This is a genomic window from Neisseria sp., from assembly GCF_041804105.1.
Lineage (GTDB): Bacteria > Pseudomonadota > Gammaproteobacteria > Burkholderiales > Neisseriaceae > Neisseria.
On record NZ_JBHCJY010000018.1, the window covers coordinates 1 to 24792 of the forward strand.

Below are 24792 nucleotides of genomic sequence, written 5' to 3' on the forward strand. Positions count from 1 at the left end.
AGAAACGGTTGTTGCTGAACACGTTTTTGGTGCTGGCATTGGAAAAAATGCCGTCGCGGCCTTGCGAAATGTCGTTGCCGGTTACTTTGGAGCCCGGGGCGTTCCACACGGTTACGCCGTTGCCGCGCTCGTTGCGGCGCAGTTTGCTGTCGCCGACTATTTTGTTGTTGCGCACCAGCGAATCCGTTGCGCCGTGGATATAGACGCCGACTGAATTTTCAAGCACATCATTATGCTCTACCAAGGCGCGCAGGGCGGTTTCTTCAAGATAGATGCCGGCATCCATGGCGGGCAGGCTCAGGCCGGATTTCGTAACGGTCAGATTGCGGACGGTTACGTCGGGGGCGTGGACGGACAATGTGCGGCCGGTACGGTCGCCTTCGATTTCGGCGCTGCGGTCGGCGGGGCCTTCGAGCGTGAGCGGCTTGTTGACGATGACTTTGCCGCGGTACACGCCGGAAGCGAGTTTCAGCGTGTCTCCCGCCTGTGCGCGGTCAACGGCTTCCTGCAGGTTGCTGCCTGCGGCGATATGGACGGTGGCGGCGGATGCCGTCTGAAAAACGGCGGCAACAGCTGTGGACAAGAAGAAGGTTTTGATGTGCATAGGTCGGTTTGGTTTTGTCTGCCGGTTTTCAGACGGCGCTCCTGTTACGGGCCGTCTGAAAAATACCGGCGGGGTTAGGTTGTTTTCAGGGCAAAACCGCCTGTGGCCTGAAACGGCTTTGCTGTAAAAACATGGTGTCCGAAACAAGAAAAAGGCCGTCTGAAAAATCTGTTTTCAGTTTTTCAGACGGCCTGTCTGCCTACTGTATTACGGTTTGACGATCATTTGGCCGGACATCTCCATGTGGAGCGCGTGGCAGAACCATTGGCAGTAATACCAGTGTACGCCCGGAATCGCGGCTTTGAAGGTGATCGATGCAGTAGCCTGAGGGCCGATTTCCATCGCTACGCCGTGGCCTTCGAGCGTGAAGCCGTGGGTCAGGTCTTCGATGGTTTCGTTGTTGGTTACATACACGGTTACTTCGTCGCCGAGTTTGACTTCAAACTGCGGAATGCTGAATGCGGGAGCAACGGCGGTCATGTAAACGCGCACTTTATTGCCTTCGCGGATGACTTTGGAATCTTTCTCCAGCACCACGCCGTCTTTTTTCGCCTGCTCGACGGCATCCGCCCACATCCAGGGGTCTTTCCTGTCCCAGGTTTTTTTCGGGCTGACTTTGTCTGCCGACACAATCATCAAATCGTGCGGTTCGGCAAAGCTGGGGCCGTCGTGCACCAATACCATCTCGTCGCCGGAAATATCAATGAGCTGGTCGTTTTCCGGTTTCAGCGGGCCGACGTTCAGGAAACGGTCTTTGGAGAATTTATTCAGCGAAACCAGCCATTTGCCGTCTGCATCTTTGGTTTCGCCCATAGAGGTATGGTTGTGGCCGGGCTGGTAATGCACGTCGAGTTTCTGAACAATGTAGTCTGCCTGCGGTTTTTTATCGCCCGAAGCGGCAGCCGCACCGCCTTTGGCACCGGAGCCGCCTTTTTTGTAGGCTTCGATGGCTTTGTTGATGTCCCATTTTACCATCTGGCTGTCGATAAACAGCGTGGTATAGGCGAAACCGCGGCCGTCGAAGGCGGTATGCAAAGGACCCAAGCCCAATTCGGGTTCGGCCACGACGACATCGCGTTCTTTGATTTTGCCGGCGAACAGGTCGTCGAGCTTGCGCACATCGAGCACGGTAACGGTGGGTGACAGCTTGCCGTTGAGCATGATGTAGTTGCCGTCGGGCGAAGCGTTACAGCCGTGCGGCGAATTGGGCACAGGGATGTAGCGGGTGTATTTGGATTTGGCTTCTGCACGGCCGTCCAACACTTTCACGCCGTTGATTTCTTTGAAATCGCCGTTTTTGATGCCTTCTTCGATGGCGGCGATGTTGAACACCACACACCAGTCCTGCTCGTTTTTCGATGCTTCGGCCACAGTCAGGCCTTTTTCGGAGTTGTAGCAGGTGGAGAACGAGTATTTGCCCTGATAGTCGGCATCGCCGTTGTCAAGGTTGCCGTCCACCATTACCTGCCACGCAACCTGCATGGTTTCGCCGTCCACGGCGGTATAGACCGCCCACCAGTTTTTCTTGGGATCGTCGAGCAGGCTGCCTTCGTTGGGGATGGGAACGATGTGTTCGCCGTTGGCAAATACATAGCCCGTTTTCGGATAACGCTGCGGACGCAGGCCGTGAACGCCCGACACGTTGGGAATTTCCAGAATTTTGTCGGTTTTCATCACATCACAGCGGATGCGCGCCACTCGGTTGTTGGCTTTGTCGTTTACATACACAAAACGGCCGTCGTATGTTTTGTCGGTAAACGACATATGCGGGTGGTGCAGGTCGCCGTTGGGAATAACCGGCTGGCCGGTGGCTTCGAGATATTTGCGGGTTGCTGGCGTGAGGTTTTCGTTGAGAATCTTGCGGCTCTCGTTGGTGCGGCCCCAACCTGTCGCGCTACACATATTGAACACGGGAACGCGCACCAGCTCGCGCATGGAAGGAATGCCCAACACGCGCAGTTCGCCGGTTTGGCCGCTGGAACTGAAACCGTAATACTGGTCAAGTTCGCCCGGCCCCACATGGACGGACTGGCCGCCTTCGCCCGCTGCGGCAGCGGTTTTCGCACCCGATGCGCCGCTTGCGCTTTTACCGCCCGCACCGCCTTTATTGTCGCATCCGGCAAGCCCCAAAAGGCTTGCGCCGGCAATACCCGCTCCCGAAGCGGCGGCCGTGCCGATGAACGAGCGGCGGCTCAGGCCTGCCTGTTCGGTTTTTTTATCGTCTGACATGACAACTCTCCTTGTTATGAAAATCCGGTATTCAGTCTTGTTTTTCAGACGGCCTACCGCGTTGGAAACAAACTGCTTGGTTGGAAATGTCCGGATACCGCCATACGGCTTGAATCCGATTCGTTTTGCAGATATTCAGACGGCCTGTCCTTCCGCCGCGTAAGGCCGCCTGAAAGCATTATTCCTGTTTGGACGCAGGTTTTACAAAATGCACCACCTGCTCCTGCGGCTGCCGTGCGCGCTGCTCTTCCAGCTCGGCTTTGGCCGCCGCCTGTTTGGCCTTTTTCTTATTGTCGGCAACCACTTGCGGACAACGCGAAGTGTGGTTGTAAAGCACTTGGCAGTGTAGGCACTGGATACATTCGTTGGGGTTAATCTGCCCTTCGGGTTCGATGGCCTGCACGGGGCATTCGTTGGCGCAGAGCTGGCAGGGATTGCCGCACATTTTGTAGCGGCGCAGCCAATCGAACAGGCGCAGCTTGGCCGGAATCGCGATGCCCGCCCCCAAAGGGCAGAGATAGCGGCAGAAGAAGCGCTCGACAAACAGTCCGGCCAGCAGCAATGCCGCGGCAAACAGCACAAACCACCATTCGCGCACGAATTTCAAAATAATCGCGGTTTTAAACGGTTCGACTTCCGCAAACCGTTCGGCCACGGCAAAATCGTAAAGCGACAGCCCGAACAGCAGCATAAAAATCAAATACTTGAATGCGGAAAGACGGGTATGCACGCCCCACGGCAGGGTAAACTGCTTCACGCCCAGTTTTTTGGCGATGCGGTTGCTCAATTCCTGTAAAGCACCGAACGGACACAGCCAGCCGCAGAATGCGCCCCTGTTCCAAAACAGCAGCGAAATCGCCGTTGCGCACCACAGCAGGAACACAATCGGATCCATCAGGAAGTAGTCCCACGAAAACCCCGTCCGCAGCGAATTGGTAAAGGTAAAAACGTTGACCACCGACAACTGGGCGTTCAGATACCAGCCGATATAAAACAGCGTAAATGTGAGATAAACCAAACGGAAGCGATCGTAAAAAACAGGATATTTGACCAACGTGTCCTGAAAGAAAAACACCGCAATCAATACCAGCAGGGCAAAAGACACCACGGCGATTTCCACCGTTTTGCCCAACCAAACCTGTTTCCACAAACCGTTGCTTTCCGTATCGATGGCAGCTTGGGCGTTGCCCTGTACAGGAGCGTCATCGGTTTTTTCCGACGCAGGGACCGTCTGAACCGGTGCTGCGGGTGCTGCCGTTTCTGCAGTGATTTCCACCGGCTCGGCTTTTGGATCGTCTTTGTAATAGCCTTTCGGCAGTTCGTAGTTCAAATCGGCCGTCACAAACGCTTTGTCGCTCACCCCCAAAACTCGCTGGATCATCAGTTGCAGCCGCCACGGTTCCGCACCGTCGATTTTGATGTCTTCCGGTATGGTAAACAGAGAAACTTCTTTAAAATGCGGCGCGCCTTTTGCGGCCAGGCTAACCAAACGCTCGTGCTGCTGGTCGGTAAAACGCAAGCTGGTATCGCCCTGAATCAGCTCGATGCGGTCGAAAATACCGCCGCGCACATAACCCGAACCCTTCCACGAATAGCGGCCTTCGCCTGCCACCACAACCGCAGCCTGCCCTTCTTTCAGACGGCCTTTGAGCGTGTTGTAGGCGGATTCTCCCAGCAGGCTTTTGCCCACGGAAGGCTGCGTCGCCAGTGCCACATACAGGTCGACGAAAGTATCGCTGCCCGGCCCTTTCTCCGCATGTTCGGCGGAACCCGCTTTGCCGTTCTGCTCAAACAGCTTGTTTGCTTCGTCGACCGTCATATGCAGCTTGGCCACCGCTTTTTGGTCGAGCAGCTGCTGCCAGGTTTGAATATCCTGCTTACTGTCGTCCACCATGCGGCGCGGACGGGTTTTCACTTCAGGTGCAGGTGCGGCTGCGGAAGCCGTTTTGCCGTCGGAAGCGGCGGCTACCGCAACCGCAGCCTGTGCGGTACCGAGTCTGTATTGGTGGGCAACAGCCTTCACCGAACGCTGCATGCTGTCGTTAATCACCATCAGCGTTACCGTTGCCCCGCTGATGATGTCGGCAGGTGCCACGCCGGGCTTGGGCGGATTTTTCAGAAAATTCAGACCGACATAGTTTTCGATAAATTTGTCGACTTTCGACTGCGGAATCCCGATCAGCACAATCGGTTCATGGTGGTTGACCAGCTTCGCGCCTTTAATCGTACCGTCGTTGGCCAGCGCCACCATCATATCGATGGGTTTGCTCGAATAGCCGCGCGTGTTCACAACGTCGGTCGTGATGTACACCAGCCCGATCTGTTCCTGCCCTTTGTACACACGAGCCACCATCGGCTTGCCTTCCGGCTTGCCGATACGGTCCGCACCCGGAAAAATCTCCGCCACAGGCACTTTGCCGACAAAATCAGGCAACCGCTCGGCCAACGCCTGCGGCATAAACAAAGCAGCCATTACCAACAACATGGCCAGCATCTGCACCCAAATGCCTGCCCTGCTTCTACGGATTGCTTTCCGGTCGGACATAATTTCTTCCCGTTTTACAGATACTCTAGAACATCTACATTATATGAATCAAATATCCGAAATTTATTGACCTAAATCAATATGCCTAATCTTAACGGCCTATAAACACTTTACAATAAGACTTTGTAATCATATGAAACACCATACGCTTACTTACTATTTCTTTGGGAATAATTGCAATTTCCCAAACAAAAGGCAAACGGACAGACAGGCCGTCTGAAAACATACGGAACATTTTGTGTACAGCCGCATCATCCGAATTACCGAATCATCGGTGCATATTATCTAAACCCTGCCGCTGCACGCAGCTCACGGAAAGGCCGTCTGAAAAGATTTTCAGACGGCCTTACGGCGCAACCAATCTGTCTGTTTTACGGCAGGGCCATACAGCAGCAAAGTGCAGGCAACCCCGTTTTCCGGCTTGCACAAGCGCTGATGAACGGCCGTTATACCCGCACGGGGCTCCGTTTCAAAACCGCTCGCCGGCTTTCAGATAACGCCATTTGCCCGGCGGCAGTTTGCCCAATTTGACCTTGCCCATGCGGATGCGTTTGAGGCCGGTAACGCGCAGGCCGACGAGTTCGCACATCCTTCGGATTTGGCGTTTCTTACCCTGCTTGAGCACAAAGCGCAATTGGTCTTCGTTTTGCCATTCCACTTTGGCGGGGCGCAATGCTTCGCCGTCGAGGCTCAGGCCGTGGTTGAGCAGCTTGAGACCGTCTGCAGACAGTTTGCCTTTCACGCGCACGAGGTATTCTTTTTCCGTGGTGCTGTTTTCGCCGATAAGCTGCTTCGCAATGCGCCCGTCCTGGGTGAGCACCAGCAGGCCGACGGAGTCGATGTCGAGCCGTCCTGCGGGGGCGAGGCCGAATCGGTGCTGCTCGCTGAAACGGATGCGGCTGTCGTCGCCTTCCCATTGGTTTTCGGCGGTAATCAGTTCGGCGGCGGAGAGATAGCCTTTTTCCGCCTGCGCGCTGACATAGCCGACGGGTTTGTTCAGCAAAACGGTAACGCGCTGCGCCTGCCGCTCGTGTGCGCGTTTGTCCAAATCGATGCGGTCGGTGGCGGTTACTTTCTGGCCGAGCACGGCGGTTTGGCCGTTTACTTTCACCCAGCCCTGCTCGATATAGCTGTCGGCTTCGCGGCGGGAACACAGCCCGAGTTCGGCCATGCGTTTGGAAAGGCGTAAAGGTTCTTGGTTTGCGTTCATCATCGGCTTTCAGACGGCATTGGATGTTGAAATTATAACGTCAATCGGCACAGGCCATCTGAAAAACCCTGCCGCAGCGGTCGGAACAGGCTGTGATGCAACGGAGCATCGGCTTCCATGATGAGCGCGCAGACTGCAATCCACCGCCGACACGCACAAGCGGATGGATTAAAAAGTTTTGGCTGTGCAGACATCGTATTGATTACATACCGGTAAGACTGATTCGCCTCAATGTCCGCCATTACCGCGCAGGCGGAATCCGACTTTGATATTTGCAAGCGATTGTTGAAAATAAAAGATGGATTTCAAATATGGATTCCCGCCTGCGTGGGAATAACGAAAAACCAAGTATCGATACAATCAATATCCAAACACAGCCAAATCTTGTAAGGTTACAGCAGGGATAGCGGTATCGCTGTCATCACACTGCCCCAACAGCCTATACAAACAAGGCCGTCTGAAAAACTGTTTTCAGACGGCCTGTTCAGTTTCACCTCCCGCGCTGTTCCTCTTCAAACCGAAGCAGAATCCCCTTCACTTCGTCCGCATCCTTTACCGCCCGGATACGCTCGAACAGCTCCTGCGCCTGCGGGTACACCTTTTTCATCATCCCCAGCCACTGCTTCAGGCGGGCGACGGGGTATTTGTTATTGGCTTCCTTGGCAAGGCACAAATCGAAAAACAGGTTTATCCAGCCCGCAATTTCGGCGAAACCCGCTTCCTGAGCCGCCTCCCCCCGCAGATGCAGTTTGATGCGCCGCGCCAAATCCGGCCGCATCACCGCGCCGCGTCCGAGCATCACGTCGCGGCATCCGCTGACGCGGCGGATGTCGAGATAATCCTGCAAATCAAACACATCGCCGTTGGCCGTTACCGGAATGCCGACCGAACGGCGGATTTTGTCCACCCACTCCCAATGTGCGGGCGGCTCGTAACCTTCCACTTTGGTGCGCGCGTGTACGGTCAGGCCGCAGGCGCCGCCGTCGGCGATGGCGGCGGCACATTCGAGCGCACGGGTTTTGTCGTCGAAACCGAGCCGCATTTTGGCGGTTAACGGAATGTGTTCGGGCAGGCTGCAGCGCAGGGTCTGCACGATATGGAAAATCCGTTCCGGCTCTTTCAGCAGCACCGCACCGCCCTGATGTTTGTTGACCGTCGGCGCGGGGCAGCCGAAGTTCAGGTCGATTTTGTCCGCACCGAAGCGCACGGCTTCCAGCGCGTTAACGGCCATGTTTTCCGCATCGCTGCCCAAAAGCTGCACGGTGCACGGCACGCCCGCAGGCGTTTTGTTGGCGGATGCGATTTCGGGAACGTATTTCAGCCAGGTCGGACGCGAATGGACGGTATGGGTGATGCGCACGAATTCGCTCACGCATTCGTCGAAGCCGCCGATGCGGGTCAGCAGGTCGCGCATCACGTCGTCAACAAGGCCCTGCATCGGGGCGAGAATCAGGCGGGGAGTCGGCATATTCGGTCCGTGTCGTGTGTGGTTTCGGGGAATCGGGGTGGTTTTCAATATATCGTGTACCGCCGCAAACAGGCCGTCTGAAGAACGGCGGCGGCAACTTTTTCAGACGGCCTTGCTGCGGCGGTTTACCCGCCTTTCAAACTTTTCTCGAAATCTTCCAGCATCTCCAGTTCGAAGCGGCTGAACCCGGCTTTTTCCCGCGCCTCGATGTTCACATAGCCCCTGAAAATAAACATATCGTAACGGGAAATCAGTTTTCGGAACAACGATATAGGCTCAAGCCCGCGTTCGGCGCAAAGGTGTTGGTACCAACGGTTGCCGATTTGCACATGGCCGACTTCGTCGCGGTAGATGATGTCGAGCACGGCGCAGGTTTCCACATCGCCCTTCTGTTCCACTTTGGCTCGGATGGCGGGGGTAACGTCCAAGCCCCGCGCTTCGAGCACACGCGGCACCAGCGCCATGCGCACCAGCGGATCGTAGGCGGTTTTGTAGGCCATGTCCCATAAATGCCCGTGCGCCTCGAAACTGCCGTAATCGAAGCCGTAAGTTTTCAGACGGCCCCGCATCAGGCGGAAATGGTGCGCTTCTTCCTTGGCCACGCGTATCCAGTCGCGAACAAATTCAGACGGCATCAAACGGAAACGGTAGGCCGCATCCAGCGCAAGGTTGACGGCATTGAACTCGATGTGGCAGATGGCATGCAGCATCGCCGCATATCCTTCCGGCGTGTGCATTTTTCGCGGCGTAACCTGCGAAGGCGCAACCAGATCGGGCTTGGCGGGCCGGCCGGCAAAACGGAAATCCAAGGGCTTATCCGCGCCGTCGGCACAGACTCCGGACTGCTGCACGGCGGCGGACACTTCATCGGCCAACGCGCATTTTTCATCGGGGTCGCACGACAACAAGGCGCGTTCGAGCAAAGGATAGGGGTTGTAAAGCATGGCGGTTCGCATCGGCGGTTGAGGCCGTCTGAAAAAGTTTCCGTTTGCAGATTTCAGACAGCATCATCATATTTAGAGAATACCGGATTATATCGCCAAACCGCGGCACGGCAGTACCCGCATCCGTACCCGTACATACGCACGAACCCCATCCGACACAGGCGTTCCGCGCGAATCCGCTGTGTTAACAAACCGTTTTTTTCGCAGAAAAGCATCACGGCAGCGTATAAATAAATGTCAAAGCCCCAATGCATATTCAAAACAAAACCCTTAAAATTCATGAAATTAAAAAACAGGCAACCGTTTTACACAAATTAAACCGCCCCGCCGCCCTTGTCTGTTACACAATAACACCTATACTGGACACCGAAACACCCAAACCCGAAAGGAAGGAAACATCCATGAAACAAAACACTCTGTTGAAACTCATCACCGCAGCCGCACTGAGCACCACCGTCGGACTTGCCCAAGCGGGCGCGGTCGATGCGCTGAAGAAGTTCAACAACGACGCAGACGGCATCAGCGGCAGCTTCAGCCAAACCGTCAAAAGCAAAAAGAAAACCCAAACCACACAAGGCACATTCCAAATCCTGCGTCCCGGCCTGTTCAAATGGCAGTACAACAGCCCCTACAAACAGACCATCGTCGGCGACGGCAAAACCATCTGGCTGCACGATGCCGATTTGAACCAGGTAACCAAATCCGCACAAAACCAAGCCATCGGCGACAGCCCCGCCGCCATCCTGTCCAACAAAACCGCGCTTGACAGCAGCTACACGCTCAAAGAAGACGGCTCTTCGGGCGGCATCGACTACGTTTTGGCCACGCCCAAGAAAAACAATGCGGGCTACCAGTTTATCCGCATCGGTTTCAAAGGCGACACTCTGGCCGCCATGCAGCTTAAAGACAGCTTCGGCAACCAGACCACCATCAACTTCAGCGGTCTGAACACCAAACCCAACCTGTCGCGCGGCGCATTCAAGTTCACCCCGCCCAAAGGCGCGGACGTTGTGAGCAACTAAACCGCTTGTAATGTTTCGAGCATAAAAGGCCGTCTGAAAAACTTTTCAGACGGCCTTTGCCGTGTTCTTTTATTTTGTGCGGCTTTTACTTCGGTTGCAATTGGACAAAACCTTGATTTGCACCATATCGTCCGCAACCGCCATTTCCGTACACACGGGAATCCATGGTTCATATTCACAAACGCATGCATCAACAAGGTTTCCGAAACTTCAAGCCGGATTCCCGCCTGCGCGGGAATGACGGAATGGTTTCAGCAACGCATGGTTGTACGGTTACGCCGCTTCGGGCGGGCTAACCGTACCTCCCCGTTCTAAATTCTCCGGGCACGGCGGTCCGACCCTTCGCAGAACGAACATTCGCGGTCGGGATTTGCAACCCAGTCTTCATAGTCCATATCCAAATGAATCCAAGGCTCGAAACCTGCGGCCGCGCCACCCGTTACCTGTTCCGATTCACATGCCGATAATTGTTTCATCATCATCTCCTGAATGTTATTGCATACAAAGCCAATCCGTATATTCCGATACAGCGGAAACAGCCGGTTGGCCGGGAAAACGGCCGGTTTTTCGGAATACGCATCCCGTGCCGGCCTGTTTATGGGACAGGCAGTTTCGCAAACAGTTCCCGAAAATCCTGCCCCTGCCCCAAAGCTGCCATCTTGCGCGGTTGTACGGTTGCCGCATAGCAAAGGCCGTCTGAAAACAGGTTTTCAGACGGCCTTGTCGTTGCAGTCTATTTTTTCATCACGGCGCGTTTCACGATGATCCACCAGTCTTTCTTATCCAGCACGGGACGGCGGTTGAACACATCGTATTTTTCACCGTCGAGTTTTTGCAGAATCATCTGACCGCCGGCCACAATCATCCGCAGTTCGAAACCGATGCGGCCTTTGAGCGTTTTGCCCAGGGGCGAACCGGCCTTGAGCATTTTGAAAGCGCGTTCGCATTCGTAGGCCATCAGCCGCTGGAAGGCAAAATCCGCCCTGCCTTCGGCAATCTGCGCTTCGGTTACGCCGAATTTCTGCAAATCGTCCTGCGGGATGTAAACGCGGCCTTTCTGCCAATCCACGGCCACGTCCTGCCAGAAGTTGATGAGTTGCAGCGCGGTGCAGATGCCGTCGCTTTCGGCGATGCTGCGCGGATCGGTTTCGCCGTAGAGGTGCAGCATGATGCGGCCGACGGGATTTGCACTGCGGCGGCAGTAATCGGCCAATCCGGCGAAATTCTGATAGCGTTTGGTTACGACGTCCTGTTTGAATGCGGACAACAGGTCGTAAAACGGCTGCAACGGCAGTTTGAACGGCCGCACGGCTTCGTTGTTCAGACGGCGTACCAGCTCGGTTTCGGGTTCGAGGCCGTCTGAAATGCGGGTCAGTTCCGCCTCCAATGCGCCGAGTGCCTGCAAACGGCTTTCGTTGTCCGTTTCGCCTTCGTCGGCGATGTCGTCGGCGGTGCGGGCAAAGGCATACACGGCGTGTATCGGGCGGCGCAGACGGCGCGGCACGGCAATGGAACCGACGGGGAAGTTTTCGTAATGGTTGACCGACATGGCGTTTCCTTGTTTTTTTCAGACGGCAGTATAGCGGATATGGCTGCGGTTGGGGTTCGGCTCAGACTTGGTTTTGGTTTTGTCGGATTTGGTTTCGAGCTGGAATTCAGATTCAGATTGGATTTACCCTGCCCTGTCATATTTAGGCCGTCTGAAAAACCATTCTCAGACGGCCTTGGTATTCGGTTGGATTTCTACGGCATGTTGACTGATGCGGTATCGTGAACCACCGTCATTTCCGCGTAGGCGGAAATCCGGCTTTAAATTTCAGAAACCTTTTTGATTCATGCGGTCGTGAATATCAACTCTGGATTCCCGCCTGCGCGGGAATGACGGTCAATCCGAATCCCAAGCTCTCTAAACGCAGCCTTCAAAAAGATAAGCGCAATGTAAAGGCCGTCTGAAAAACCATTTTTCAGACGGCCTTCATTACGGCTTAACCACACGCTGCTTCGCCTACCTGCACGATGCGGTTGTGGAACGCGTCCAGCGTGCTGCGGTGGCCGATGCTGACAATCACGGCTTCGGGCAGGCTGCGGCGCAACAGGGTGTAGAGCTGCGCTTCGGTCGGTTCGTCGAGCGCGGAAGTGGCTTCGTCGAGCAGGATGATTTTCGGGCGGGCAAGCAGGGCGCGGACGAAGGCGACGCGCTGTAATTCGCCGGGCGAGAGTTTGCTCTGCCAGTCGTCGGTTGTGTCGAGCCTGCCGACGAGATAGCCGAGCCTGCAATCGCTCATTGCCTGTTCGAGTTCGGGGTGGTGCGGGGCTATGTCGGGATAGCACACCGCTTCGCGCAAGGTGCCCTGCGGGGTGTAGGGGCGTTGCGGCACAAACAGGATTCCGCTGTGGGCGGGGCGTTCGATGCGGCCACTGCTGCCGAACGGCCACAGCCCTGCCAAGGCGCGCAGCAGCGAGGTTTTGCCGCAACCGCTGGGGCCTTTGATCAGCAGCGAGTCGCCGCGTTTGACGTCAATATGGATGCCGCCGAGCAGGATTTCGCCGTTGTGGCGGTAAAGGGCGACGTTGTCCAGTTTGAGGCCGTCTGAAATTTCATGTACTTCGGGCTGTTGCGCGGAATACTGTTCTTCGGTGCTGACGAGAAAGCCGTAGAGACGTTCCTGTCGTGCGCGGTAGGCGGTGAATTCTTCGTAAAACAGGCGGAAAAACGACAGGGCGCGTTGCAGGCGGGAAAAGACCTGCACGGTCTGCTGCACGTCGCCCACTTTGATTTCGCGGGCGAACACGCGCGGGGCCTGCAAAATCACGGGGAAAAGCTGGATGCCGCGGCTGAACATTTCGTTAAACCCGCTGAGTGCAACGCTTTGGCGGGCGATGCGCCAGCGGTTGCCGATAATGGCGGCAAAACGGCTGCGCAAGCCTTGTTCTTCCCGCCATTCGCCGTTGTAAAAGGCGACGCTTTCGGCGTGGTCGCGCACGCGGATGAGCGAGTAGCGGTAGTTGCCGTTGAGTTTTTCGTTTTCATAATTGTATTTAATCAACGGGTTGCCTATCCACATCGCGATTGCGGTGGCGATGATGACGAAGATGAACACAAACCACACGATGCCGCGCGGAATTTCGATGCCGAACACGTTCAGCACGCCCGCCAAGCCCCATAATACGATGGCGAATTCCATCGATGAAATCACGGAATCGAGCATGCCGCGTATGAATTTGATGGTGGACGTGATGAAATCCTGCGCGTCCTGCTGGATACGCTGGTCGATGTTGTCGGGTGCGTGGCGGCGCATGTGCAGGCGGTAGTAGTTTTTGTCGGCCAGCCAGCGTTCGGTCAGCACCGCGTTGAGCCGTTCCGACCATTTGATCGCCAATACCTGATCGAAAAATTCGTTGACCACGCCGTTGAACGTGCGCAGCAGAATCACGCCCGCATTCATTGCGGCAAACAGCCAAAAGGCTTCGGCATCAAGGTCTTGCAGGGTGTTGAGCAAACCTGCGGTCATGTAGGTGCTCATCACGTCGAGCCGCACTTCGGTGAGCAGCAACACCACCATCAGCAGCACCGCCGCCGCGATTTTCAGACGGCCTTTGAAGTCGGGCAGGCACGGTTTCAGGATATACCAAAACTCGCGGCCGAAACGGGTCCTGCCCGCCAGAAAAATAATCACGGCCGCGGCAAGCGCAATGCCGGCGGACGTTTGCAGCAGCCACAAGGGGGTAGCGTAGAGTTCGGTTTGCCATTTCTGCATGATGTTCCGTACTTCGATGGTTTGTGTGATAAACGGCGGTTTTCCGTTTTTCAGACGGCCTGATTCGGCTCAGGCCGTCTGAAAAACCTTCACAACTGTTTGTCGGATAACTATCAGTGAAGTTTGTATAATGTTGTATTTAAATCAGAATTTCACAGATAAAAGTTATTTTCACGTTAAATTTTAGAAAATGCGAGATGGTATCAAATATAATATTGCCGCGAAATTACTTTGTAATTTTTTACCTTGCCGGAGATTCCCGCTCCGTTTTCCCTCAAATACCCAAACCTTGAACCTTTGAAGAAGAGAACGATGAACAGCAGACTTGCCCTCCTCCCCCTGCTCGTGGCCGCCGCATTCGCCTGCGCCGCCGACGAAACCGCCCCTGCACAACCCGACAGCAGCGTCGAACTGCAACAGGTCGAAGTCAGGGGCACCAACAAATCCTTCCGCTCCTTTTCCATCGCCAGCGACGGCGATTTGCGCGACCGCGTAAACTTGGGACTGCTGGGCAAAGCCAACGCCTTCACCGCCCCGGTTACCGTAGTCAACTACGACGAAAAAGCGATTAACGACAAAGCCGCCCGCAATCTGGTGGACGTTGTCGCCAAAACCGATGCCTCCACCATGTCGTTCGGCGGCGAAACCAACACCCTCAACGGCCTGTATGTGCGCGGCCAGCAGCTCGATGCCCGCCAGTTCAGCGTCAACGGCCTGGCCGGCATGTATTCCTACCAATCCTCCCCCACCGCAGCCGTCGGTTCGGCGCAACTGATTAAAGGCGCGTCCAGCGCGATTAACGGCATGGATCCCGAAGGCGCGGTTTCAGGTTCCGTCAACATCGAAACCAAAAAAGCCACCGACACTCCGATCAACACAGTCGGCATCGGCTACTTCAGCGACAGCCGCGCCCAAGGTTCGTTTGATTTCGGCCGCCGTTTCGGTACCGACCAAAAATGGGGCGCACGCATCAACGGCAAACTGCGCAACGGCGACACCCCGCGCGACGGCTATAAAGAAGACAACAAAGAATTCGCCCTCAACGCCGATTACCGCGGCGAGCAACTGCGCGTCGCCATCGACAGCATGTATTCCAAACGCAAAACCACAGGCGGCCGCGGCCGCGTACAGGACATCCAGTTTCTGAATTTCCGCCTGCCCGCCGCACCCGACGGCAAAACCAACCTTGTCCCGGACTGGCAGGGCCAAACCACGCGCGACCAAACCAATATGCTCACGTTTGAATACGACGCACACGACAAAGTCCAGCTTTCAGGCGGCATCGGTTACAACCATTCGCGCTACTACGGCAACTTCGCCCAAATCAACGCAGGCACAATCAACAGAAATACCGGCAGAATCACCACGCTCATCGAACCAAACGGCGATTATTATCTCGGTGCAAATAGAAACAACGGCTCCCGCCTGAGCGACCAAACCTCCAAAACCTTCAGCATCAATTTGGGCGCACGCGGCGAATTCGAAACCGGCCCGGTAACCCACACTTGGAGTACCGCATACGACCGCGTCCGCCGCTCACGTCTGAATTATTGGGGCAGCGACTACACCAACAGTATCCGAACCAACTTCTACAACCCCGATTTCAGTTCCGGCACACGCACCCTCGCCCCGCTTGCCGCCACACCCAGTGTCAACGCCACCTACGTTGCCAACAGCCTCGCCCTGTCCGACACGCTCGGCCTTTCAGACGGCAAATACCGCCTGACACTCGGCGGCCGCATGCAGTGGATTAAACAGGAAGACAAAACCGAAACACCCGTTTCCAAAGGCAGCGCCCACCGCTTCAGCCCCATGCTGATGGCCGCATGGCGTCCGCAACAGGATACCGTCGTTTACGGCAACTACATGGAAGACCTTGAACCCGGCGCCATCGATGCCGATTCCGGCACCATGGCCGACCCGCGCGTCAGCCGCCAGTTCGAAGTCGGCGTACGCAAAAACTGGGGCAACGTCGTTACCGCACTCAACGCCTTCCAGATTACCCGTCCCGGCTATTGGCGCACCACTGGCGCGGCACAAGGCAAAGAACGCAGCCGCGGCATAGAATTCAACACCTACGCCAACCTGCTCGACAAAACCCTGCGCCCCAGCTTCGGCATCATGTACCTGCGCCCCGACCTCAAAAACTACCCCACCTACACCGACACACTGGTCAACGGTACCCAAGTCGCCAGCCCCCGCATCATCGCCAAAGCAGGCATCGAATGGGACACCCCGTGGGTCAAAGGCCTGACGCTCAACAGCCACGCCCAATACTACGGCAAGTCCTATCAGGACACGCAAAAACAGTACAGCTTCCCCTCATACACCCTGTTTGACGTCGGCGCCAGCTACGCCGCCAAAGTCGGTAAAAACAAACTGACCGTCAGCGGCTCGGTGGAAAACCTGTTCAACAAAAACTACTGGCAGGTCCAACGAGGCCAATACGACCGCAGCTTCGCCGTCGTCGGCATGCCCCGCACCTACTGGCTGAAAGCGGAATACGCGTTCTAAAAACCCGCCTGCTTATCATGATGCAGAAGCAGAGAAAGGCCGTCTGAAAATATTTTCAGACGGCCTTCAAACTACTAGCCACATAATTAAGAATATATAGCGGTTACACATACAGCACGGTAAAATGCTCAAAATAATTTAATTTTCAGATACACACATGAATACCAACGATACCGAATGGGTCAGCAAAACCCGTATGAAGCAGCAAATGAACGATTTACAGGATTTAGGCATGCAGCTTACCCGTCTTGCGCCCGATACGCTGAAAAAAATCGGGTTGCACGAAGATTTGTTGGAAGCTATTCTTACCTATAAGAAAATCACAGCCAACGGTGCGCTCAAGCGGCAGGCACAGTATATCGGGCGTTTGATGCGCGACACCGATCCCGAGCCCATCGAACGCTTTCTGGCCAAACTGCGCGGCGACAATGCAGCGCACAACGCTTTTCTGCAACGCGTCGAACAGACTCGCGAGCGTTTAATCGCAGATAACGACGCGCTTACTGTATTTATGGCCGACCATCCCCATGCTGATGCCAACAAGTTGCGTACGTTAATCCGCAACACCCGCAAAGAACAGGAGCTGAGCAAACCTCCGAAAAATTTCCGTGCGCTGTTTCAGGAAATCAAATCCGTCATGGAAGGTGGCGGCTCGGACAGCAGTATTCAGGAGCAGCAACAAGCAGAACCGTAACTCCATTCGCAGCAGCCGTGTACGACAGTTACGGCAAAGGCCTAAAGGCCGTCTGAAACATGATTTTCAGACCGCCTTTAGGCCTTTAAACTGATTCTCCATTAAAAAATACCGAATGCCGTGAAATATTCCCGACAATCTTTATAAACATTTAAATATTTTTTGCATAAAAATCATACATATATCCTAATTTTTTTTTAATTTATAAAATATAATCTATTAAAAAATAGGAAAATTTTTTATACAGCCAATCCGGTTGTTTTTCAAAACTTAACCGGGGCGGATTGTTCTGTAAAAATGCGGCTAAAACTGCAAGTATGTTTGAATTTAAAAACAATCCAAACCTAAATACCTCTTTTGGAAGCAAACTCCATTGTTCAACCGCAACCGAAATTTTCAGACGGCCTGTCATTTAAACCGCGAATACGGCTGCCGCCGTTTGGACTGCGTTCGGATATTGCACCGATACCTGATTTTTCGTCATTTCCATTCAGACGGAAATCCGTATCCGATATACGCCGACGCTTCTTAAAAATAAAGCTGTGTGTGTGGATATTATATTGATTGGCAATTGGCAAGACAGCCCCTCCAATCTCCGTCATTCCCGCGTGGGCGGGAATCCATGTTTGAAATCCGGTATCTTTTTCTAAGCCAGCACTTATGAATATCAAAACCGGATTCCCACCCGCACAAGAACGACGCAAACCAAAGTATCAGCACCATACCCAAACATACAGCCAAGCGTTTTCAGACGGCCTTTTCATGCTAAGCCGCCTCCCAATAATCAATATAAAGCTGCAACTCCGTATTGCCGCGCCATTCGTTGGCCACGGGACGGTAAACGGTGCGGATGCGCGCGGGAATGTCGTCTTCGCAACGCCAGAACATCGCTTCGAATTCGCAGCCGTCTTTTTGCAGCCAGGCTTTGCGGTGTTTGCCTTCCGCGCCCATCGGCTGCTGGCGCACGACGGCGAATTCGTCGGTAAAGCTCGGCGGCGCGAAGCCCTGCCCCCAAACGTGGCGGGCAAGGTTCTGCGCCTGTTCGAGCGTGATGTCGCGGGCGGGCAGGCTGCCGTCGGTAACGAAGGTTTGCGACAAATCGTCTTGACCGACCATATCGCGCACGGCGGTTTCGAAGGCCGTCTGAAAAGTGGGAATGTCGCGTTCGAGTATGCTCAAACCCGCCGCCATCGCGTGTCCGCCGAATTTCAAAATCAAATCGGGATGGCGTTTGCTTAACAAATCGAGCGCGTCGCGCAGGTGCAGCTTGGGAATGGAACGCCCTGAGCCGCGCACTTCGCCGTTGCCTGCGGGAGCGAACACTACGGCGGGGCGGTAGAAACGGTCTTTCAGACGGCTGGCAACGATGCCGACCACGCCTTGATGGAAATCTTCACGGTAGGCCGTGAGCGTGGTTTGGCCGTCGGGCAGGGTTTCGGGAAAACCGTCCAACGCGTCTTGCAGCATGGATTGTTCGATTTCGCGGCGTTCGATGTTCAAATCGTTGAGCTGCGCGGCCAGGCTTTGCGCTTCGGCTTCGTCGGCGGCCAGCAGGCAGGCGATGCCGACCGACATGTCGTCGAGCCGCCCTGCCGCATTGATGCGCGGGCCGAGTGCAAAACCCATGTCGAACGGCTGCGCTTTGCGCCAGTCGCGGCGGGCAACGTCAAACAGGGCGCGGATGCCCGGCCGCATTTTGCCCGCGCGCATCCGTTTCAGGCCCTGCGAAACGAGAATGCGGTTGTTGTGGTCGAGCGCGACCACGTCGGCCACCGTGCCCAATGCCACCAAATCGAGCAGTTCGCCGAGATTGGGTTCGGCAATGGTGTTCACACCGTCAAGGCCGTCTGAAAACGGTTTGGCATTTTCAGACGGCCTGAAATGGCCGCGCCGCCGCAATTCGGCACGCAATGCCGTCAGCACATAAAAAATCACACCGACACCGGCCAGACTTTTGCTTGGAAAGCCGCAGCCTTTCTGATTCGGGTTCACGATGATGCAGTCGGGCACGGTATCGGCGGGCAGGTGGTGGTCGGTAACGATGACGTCCAAACCCAAAGCCTGCGCGCGCGCCACGCCTGCGGTGCTGGCGATGCCGTTGTCCACCGTCAGCAAAACGTCTGCACCTTGCGCCGCCGCTATTTCCGCCAGCTCGGGCGTAAGGCCGTAGCCGTGCTCGAAACGGTTGGGTACGAGAAAATCAACCGCGCCGCCCATCGCGGCCAAACCGTTTACGCCCACCGCACAAGCCGTTGCGCCGTCGGCATCGTAGTCGGCCACAATCAGGATTTTTTCGCGCTTCTGCACCGCGTCGGCCAGACGGGCTGCGGCTTCGGTACAGCCTTTGAGCATGGTGTAGGGAATCAGCGCGGAGAGATTGTCGGCAAGTTCGCCGGCAGTTTCTACTTGGCGGGCGGCGTACAGGCGGGCGGTTAACGGGTCGGCTCCTGCCGCCATCAAGGTTTGGAAAGCGGCGGAATTTACCGGACGGATTTGGATTTTTGCGGACATGTTATACGGAAAGTGTTTTTTGTACGGAAACGGAAAAGGCAGTATTGTAGCGCGTTTGGAAACCCATCCCCTGCCTTTTACAGAAGCCGAGAAACACGCCGCTGCAACCATCAAGGTCTTCAAACAGAGCCGTTTTTCCCGCCGCGACCACTACCCGTTTTCTCATCACGGCAGTGGTTTCCGCATAAACCCCGTCCGAACAGGCCGTCTGAAAATTACACCGTGAAATCAACACTTTTTTTTTGATGTGAAACGGGTTATAATTAGGAAATTTTTCGATTTACTTCTGAAAAATGGCCACACGGCCATTTTTTGTTTATGCAGCGGAGCAAAATGGACATTCAGACTATTCTCGACAAAACCCTGCCGGGCCTCGGTTACGAACTTGTGGATTTCGAGCTGACGGCCCAGGGCGATTTGCGTATTTTCATCGATAAAGAAAGCGGAATTACGGTAGAAGACTGCGCCACCGTGAGCAACCACCTGAGCCGCCTGTTTATGGTGGAAGACGTGGATTACAAACGTTTGGAAATTTCAAGTCCGGGGCTTGACCGTCCGTTGAAAAAAGCCGCGGATTTCGTACGCTTTGCCGGACAGCAGGCAAAAATCAAAACACGTCTGCCGATTGACGGCCAAAAAAACTTCATCGGATGTATCGAAGGATGTGAAAACGAAACCGTTACCCTGTCTTTTGACGGCAAAACTGCCGAAATCGAGCTGTCAAACATCGACAAAGCCCGCCTGAAGCCTGAATTCAAATTTTAAAGCCTTTTAAAAACAAACTTTTTTAGATTTTTAGATAATCAAACGGAGATTCTTGAAAAATGAGTCGCGAAATGTTGCAACTGGCCGAAGCATTGGCCAGCGAGAAAAACGTGGAAGCCGAAGTGGTGTTTCAGGCTTTGGAATTTGCATTGGGCACCGCCGCCAAGAAAAAAGCCAACCGCGAGCATATGGACGTCCGCGTGGAAATCGACCGCGAAACAGGCGAATACCGTACTTTCCGCCGCTGGCTGATTGTAGAGGACGAAGCCTACACTTATCCCGACGTGGAAAAAACCATCGAAGAAATCCAGGAAGAAATTCCGGGTACGGCCATTCAGGTAGGCGAATATTACGAAGAACCGCTGGAAAACGAAGCGTTCGGCCGCCAAGCCGCCCAAACTGCCAAACAGATTATCCTGCAACGCATCCGCGATGCCGAGCGCGAACAGATTCTCAATGAATTTCTGTCGCGCAAGGAAGATATTGTGCTGGGCACGGTCAAACGCGTGGAACGCCACGGTGTGATTGTGGAAATCGGCCGCTTGGATGCGCTGCTGCCTCGCGATCAGATGATTCAGCGCGAAAACTTCCGTACGGGCGACCGTGTGCGCGCATTGTTCCTGCGTGTCGACGAAAGTGCGAACACCGGCAGGAAACAGGTGATTCTGAGCCGTACCGCCAATGAATTCCTGGCAAAACTGTTTGCCATGGAAGTTCCCGAAATCGACGACGGCCTGCTGGAAATCCGCGAAGTGGCACGCGACCCTGGCCAGCGTGCAAAAGTGGCCGTAAAAGCCAACGACCAGCGCATCGATCCGCAGGGAACCTGTATCGGCGTGCGCGGCAGCCGCGTCAATGCCGTCAGCAACGAGCTGGCTGGCGAGCGTATCGATGTGGTGCTTTGGTCGCCCGAAACCGCCCAATTTGTAATGAACGCGCTGTCTCCGGCTGCTGTTTCCCGTATTTTGATTGACGAAGACAAACATGCAGTAGATGTGATTGTGGCCGAAGACCAGCTTGCGCTCGCCATCGGACGCGGCGGCCAAAACGTGCGCCTTGCTTCCGACCTGACCGGCTGGCAGCTGAACATCATGACGGTGGAAGAAGCCGAAGAGCGCAATGCAGCCGAAGATGCCGCCATCCGAAACCTGTTTATGGAACACCTGAATGTGGACGAAGACACGGCGGATGTGCTGCTGGAAGAAGGCTTCGCCACACTTGAAGAAATCGCATATGTGCCTGAAGCCGAGCTGCTCGACATCGAAGGTTTCGACGAGGACACTGTAAAAATCCTGCGTGCCCGAGCACGCGATGCTATTTTGACACTGGCCATCGCTTCGGAAGAAAAACTGGAAGAAGTCAGCGACGATATGCGCGAAGTGGCCGGTGTGGATCAAGATATGCTGCGCGATTTGGCCGAAGCGGGCATTACCACCCGCGACGATTTGGCCGATTTGGCAGTGGACGAGCTGGTGGAAATTACCGGCATCAGCACCGAAGAGGCCGAGAAAGTGATTCTGGCCGCACGCGAACACTGGTTTAACGAAGAAAACTAAAGGGGGCTTAATCAAATGAGTCATACAACAGTAGAACAATTTGCCGCCGAACTGAAAAAACCTGTGGAAGACCTGCTGAAACAGTTACGCAGCGCAGGTGTTGAAAAAAGCAGCGGCAGCGACAGCATCACGGCCGAAGACAAACAGAAACTTCTGGCCTATCTGCAAAAATCGCACGGCAGCGACGGCGCAACCATCAGCGTACGCCGCAAGAAAGCGGAAGTCAGCACGGTAAACGGCGTTCAAGTGGAAACCCGCCGCCGTACCCGCGCAGTAGTCGTACCGCCGCCGGAAGAAATCGCCGCCGAAGCAGCCAAAGTGAAAACGGCCCAAGAAACCGAAGCGAAAGCCGCTGCCGAAGCCGAGGCGGAAAAAGCCGCCATGGAGCAAGCCCGCGCCAAAGCAGAAGCGGAAGCAGCCAAACTGAAAGCCGCCAAAGCCGAAAAAATGAAAGCAGCGGAACAGGATACCCAAACCGCAGTAGCGGATACGCCGTCTGAAAAACCGGCAGTTCCTGAAAAAGCGGCCGACGAAACCGACAAACCTGTTAAAGAACCCAAAGCCAAAGGCGGCAAAGACAAAGAGGCGAAGAAAAAAGCCGCTGCCGAACCTGCTGCGCCGCAACCTGTGGTAAGCGATGCCGAAAAAGCACAGCGTGAAGAAGAAGCACGCCGTGCCGCCGCATTCCGTGCCCATCAGGAAGCATTGCAACGCGAAAAACAAGAGCGTTTGGCGCGACGTGAAGCCGTGAAGCAGCAGGCTGCACAAGACGCGAAAGCTGCGGAAGAAGCAAAAGCGGCCAAATCAGCCGCCAAACCGCAACAAGCCCAGGGTTCCGCCGACAAAACCGCATCTGCCGAAAAACCTGCCCAACCCGCTCGCGGGAAAAAAGACGACCGCCGCAGTCATGACGATTCAGACGGCCGTAATGCAAAAGGCAAAGGCAAAGGCGGCAAAGACGCCCGCGGCGGACGTAGCGGCGACGACGAGCGCGTACGCGGCGGCAAAAAAGGCAAAAAACTCAAACTCGAGCCGAACCAGCACGCCTTCCAAGCGCCGACCGAACCCGTGGTTCACGAAGTGCTGGTGCCCGAAACCATTACCGTGGCCGATTTGGCGCACAAAATGGCCGTTAAGGGCGTGGAAGTGGTAAAAGCCCTGATGAAAATGGGCATGATGGTAACCATCAACCAATCCCTCGACCAAGAAACCGCGCTGATTGTGGTAGAAGAACTCGGCCACATCGGCAAACCGGCCGCGGTGGACGATCCCGACGCATTCCTGGACGACGATGCCACACACGCCGAGGCCGAAATGCTGCCGCGTCCGCCCGTCGTTACCGTGATGGGTCACGTCGACCACGGCAAAACCTCGCTGCTCGACTACATCCGCCGTGCCAAAGTGGTACAGGGCGAAGCGGGCGGCATCACGCAGCACATCGGTGCGTATCACGTGGAAACCCCGCGCGGCGTGATTACCTTCCTCGACACCCCCGGCCACGAAGCGTTTACCGCCATGCGCGCGCGCGGTGCGAAAGCCACCGACATCGTGATTCTGGTCGTGGCCGCCGACGACGGCGTAATGCCGCAAACCATCGAAGCAATTGCCCATGCCAAAGCGGCGGGCGTGCCGATTGTGGTGGCAGTAAACAAAATCGATAAGGAAGCAGCCAACCCCGAACGCATCCGCCAAGAGCTGACCCAGCACGAAGTCATCCCCGACGATTGGGGCGGCACGACCCAGTTCATCGACGTTTCCGCCAAACAAGGCACCAACATCGATGCCCTGCTCGAAGCTGTATTGCTCGAGGCCGAAGTTTTGGAACTACAAGCACCTGCCGATGCACCCGCCAAAGGCATCATCGTCGAAGCCCGTCTCGACAAAGGCCGCGGTGCCGTGGCCACGCTGCTGGTACAGAGCGGCACATTGCGCAAAGGCGATATGCTGCTGGCCGGCACCGCATTCGGTAAAGTACGCGCCATGATGGATGAAAACGGCAAACCGATTAACGAAGCCGGGCCGTCGATTCCGGTGGAAATTCTCGGCTTGTCCGACGTACCGAATGCCGGCGAAGATGCGCTGGTATTGGCCGACGAGAAAAAAGCCCGCGAAGTCGCCCTGTTCCGCCAAGGCAAATACCGCGACGTACGACTGGCCAAACAGCAGGCCGCCAAGCTGGAAAACATGTTCAGCAACATGGGCGAAGGCCAAGCGCAAAACCTGGCCGTGATTATCAAAGCCGACGTTCAGGGTTCTTACGAAGCCTTGGCAGGCAGCCTGCAAAAACTTTCTACCGACGAGGTGAAAGTAAGCGTACTGCACAGCGGCGTGGGCGGCATCACCGAGAGCGACGTCAACTTGGCGATTGCTTCGGGCGCGTTCATCATCGGCTTCAACGTGCGCGCCGACGCATCCGCACGCAAGCTGGCCGAAACCGAAGACGTGGAAATCCGCTACTACAACATCATCTACGATGCGATTGACGACGTGAAAGCCGCCATGAGCGGAATGCTCTCGCCCGAAGAAAAAGAGCAGCAAACCGGCACGGTGGAAATCCGCCAAGTCATCAGCGTGTCCAAAGTCGGCAACATCGCAGGCTGTATGGTTACAGACGGCCTTGTGAAGCGCGACAGCAAGGTACGCATCATCCGCAACAACGTGGTCATCCACACCGGCGAACTGTCTTCGCTCAAACGCTTCAAAGACGATGTCAAAGAAGTGCGCATGGGCTTCGAATGCGGCCTGATGATTAAGGGCTACAACGAAATCGAAGAAGGCGACATGCTCGAATGCTTCGACATCGTCGAAGTGGCGCGTACGCTGTGATTTCGCTTTAAAACCCAAAGGCCGTCTGAACGTTTCAGACGGCCTTTTTAGTTGGTTACTACAAACACATTCACTCTTTTTCAGACGGCCATTCTTTTAACGGCAGCGGTTTAATGGCTGTGTTTAAACCATCGGCAAAACCGTAT

The 24792-nt window shown here is 55.3% G+C and carries 17 protein-coding genes; 7 read left to right on the forward strand and 10 right to left on the reverse strand.

Annotated features, from left to right (window positions below; translation table 11 throughout):
• From ACEYDX_RS01260 to ACEYDX_RS01285, 6 genes are all read right to left on the reverse strand, one after another.
• Nucleotides 1–604: NosD domain-containing protein (locus ACEYDX_RS01260; protein WP_373740223.1), on the reverse strand; the 604-nt coding region annotated here is incomplete at its 3' end.
• A 207-nt stretch (nt 605–811) separates the two neighbouring features.
• Nucleotides 812–2833: a TAT-dependent nitrous-oxide reductase gene (nosZ, locus tag ACEYDX_RS01265; protein ID WP_373740224.1), complete on the reverse strand. Its 2022-nt coding sequence runs from the start codon at nt 2831–2833 to the stop codon at nt 812–814.
• A gap of 178 nt (nt 2834–3011) precedes the next feature.
• Entirely contained in the window at nt 3012–5327 is a 2316-nt protein-coding gene (locus ACEYDX_RS01270) for a 4Fe-4S binding protein (protein WP_373740327.1), read from the reverse strand.
• A gap of 520 nt (nt 5328–5847) precedes the next feature.
• Nucleotides 5848–6588: a pseudouridine synthase gene (locus ACEYDX_RS01275; protein ID WP_373740225.1), complete on the reverse strand. Its 741-nt coding sequence runs from the start codon at nt 6586–6588 to the stop codon at nt 5848–5850.
• A 490-nt stretch (nt 6589–7078) separates the two neighbouring features.
• A complete protein-coding gene (locus ACEYDX_RS01280; protein WP_373740226.1) occupies nt 7079–8056 on the reverse strand; it encodes a tRNA dihydrouridine synthase in 978 nt (325 codons plus the stop codon).
• A gap of 125 nt (nt 8057–8181) precedes the next feature.
• Nucleotides 8182–9000, reverse strand: coding sequence for a ferritin-like domain-containing protein (locus ACEYDX_RS01285; RefSeq protein ID WP_373740328.1), 819 nt, complete (start codon nt 8998–9000; stop codon nt 8182–8184).
• Between the two features lie 401 nt (nt 9001–9401).
• Here ACEYDX_RS01285 and lolA point away from each other — a divergent pair, with 401 nt between their 5' ends.
• Nucleotides 9402–10022, forward strand: a complete 621-nt coding sequence (gene lolA, locus ACEYDX_RS01290; RefSeq protein ID WP_373740227.1) for an outer membrane lipoprotein chaperone LolA — start codon at nt 9402–9404, stop codon at nt 10020–10022.
• Between the two features lie 733 nt (nt 10023–10755).
• On the opposite strand, the gene hpnC is transcribed toward lolA, so the two are convergent.
• A complete protein-coding gene (gene hpnC / locus ACEYDX_RS01295) occupies nt 10756–11571 on the reverse strand; it encodes a squalene synthase HpnC (protein ID WP_373740228.1) in 816 nt (271 codons plus the stop codon).
• Between the two features lie 436 nt (nt 11572–12007).
• Nucleotides 12008–13780, reverse strand: a complete 1773-nt coding sequence (locus ACEYDX_RS01300) for an ABC transporter ATP-binding protein/permease (protein WP_373740229.1) — start codon at nt 13778–13780, stop codon at nt 12008–12010.
• Between the two features lie 312 nt (nt 13781–14092).
• On the opposite strand from ACEYDX_RS01300, the gene ACEYDX_RS01305 reads away from it, so the two are divergent.
• Nucleotides 14093–16294, forward strand: coding sequence for a TonB-dependent siderophore receptor (locus ACEYDX_RS01305; protein WP_373740230.1), 2202 nt, complete (start codon nt 14093–14095; stop codon nt 16292–16294).
• Between the two features lie 157 nt (nt 16295–16451).
• The gene (yjgA, locus tag ACEYDX_RS01310) at nt 16452–16988 is read left to right on the forward strand and encodes a ribosome biogenesis factor YjgA (protein ID WP_373740231.1); all 537 of its coding nucleotides are present in this window, start codon (nt 16452–16454) and stop codon (nt 16986–16988) included.
• Nucleotides 16989–17365: 377 nt separating this feature from the next.
• Here yjgA and ACEYDX_RS01315 read toward each other — a convergent pair whose 3' ends face one another.
• On the reverse strand, nt 17366–17659 hold the full coding sequence (locus ACEYDX_RS01315; protein WP_373740232.1) for a hypothetical protein: 294 nt from the start codon (nt 17657–17659) through the stop codon (nt 17366–17368).
• 94 nt (nt 17660–17753) lie between these two features.
• Nucleotides 17754–19499, reverse strand: coding sequence for a single-stranded-DNA-specific exonuclease RecJ (gene recJ, locus ACEYDX_RS01320; RefSeq protein ID WP_373740233.1), 1746 nt, complete (start codon nt 19497–19499; stop codon nt 17754–17756).
• A gap of 19 nt (nt 19500–19518) precedes the next feature.
• Here recJ and ACEYDX_RS01325 point away from each other — a divergent pair, with 19 nt between their 5' ends.
• From ACEYDX_RS01325 to infB, 4 genes are all read left to right on the forward strand, one after another.
• Nucleotides 19519–19725 (forward strand): hypothetical protein, encoded by a 207-nt coding sequence (locus ACEYDX_RS01325; RefSeq protein ID WP_373740234.1) that lies wholly within the window; start codon nt 19519–19521, stop codon nt 19723–19725.
• A 107-nt stretch (nt 19726–19832) separates the two neighbouring features.
• Nucleotides 19833–20264 carry a ribosome maturation factor RimP gene (gene rimP, locus ACEYDX_RS01330; RefSeq protein ID WP_373740329.1) on the forward strand — a complete coding sequence of 144 codons (432 nt, stop codon included), beginning with the start codon at nt 19833–19835 and terminating at the stop codon, nt 20262–20264.
• A gap of 59 nt (nt 20265–20323) precedes the next feature.
• Nucleotides 20324–21820: a transcription termination factor NusA gene (gene nusA, locus ACEYDX_RS01335; RefSeq protein WP_373740235.1), complete on the forward strand. Its 1497-nt coding sequence runs from the start codon at nt 20324–20326 to the stop codon at nt 21818–21820.
• A 15-nt stretch (nt 21821–21835) separates the two neighbouring features.
• Nucleotides 21836–24646, forward strand: a complete 2811-nt coding sequence (gene infB, locus ACEYDX_RS01340) for a translation initiation factor IF-2 (protein ID WP_373740236.1) — start codon at nt 21836–21838, stop codon at nt 24644–24646.
• Nucleotides 24647–24792: the final 146 nt, after the last annotated feature.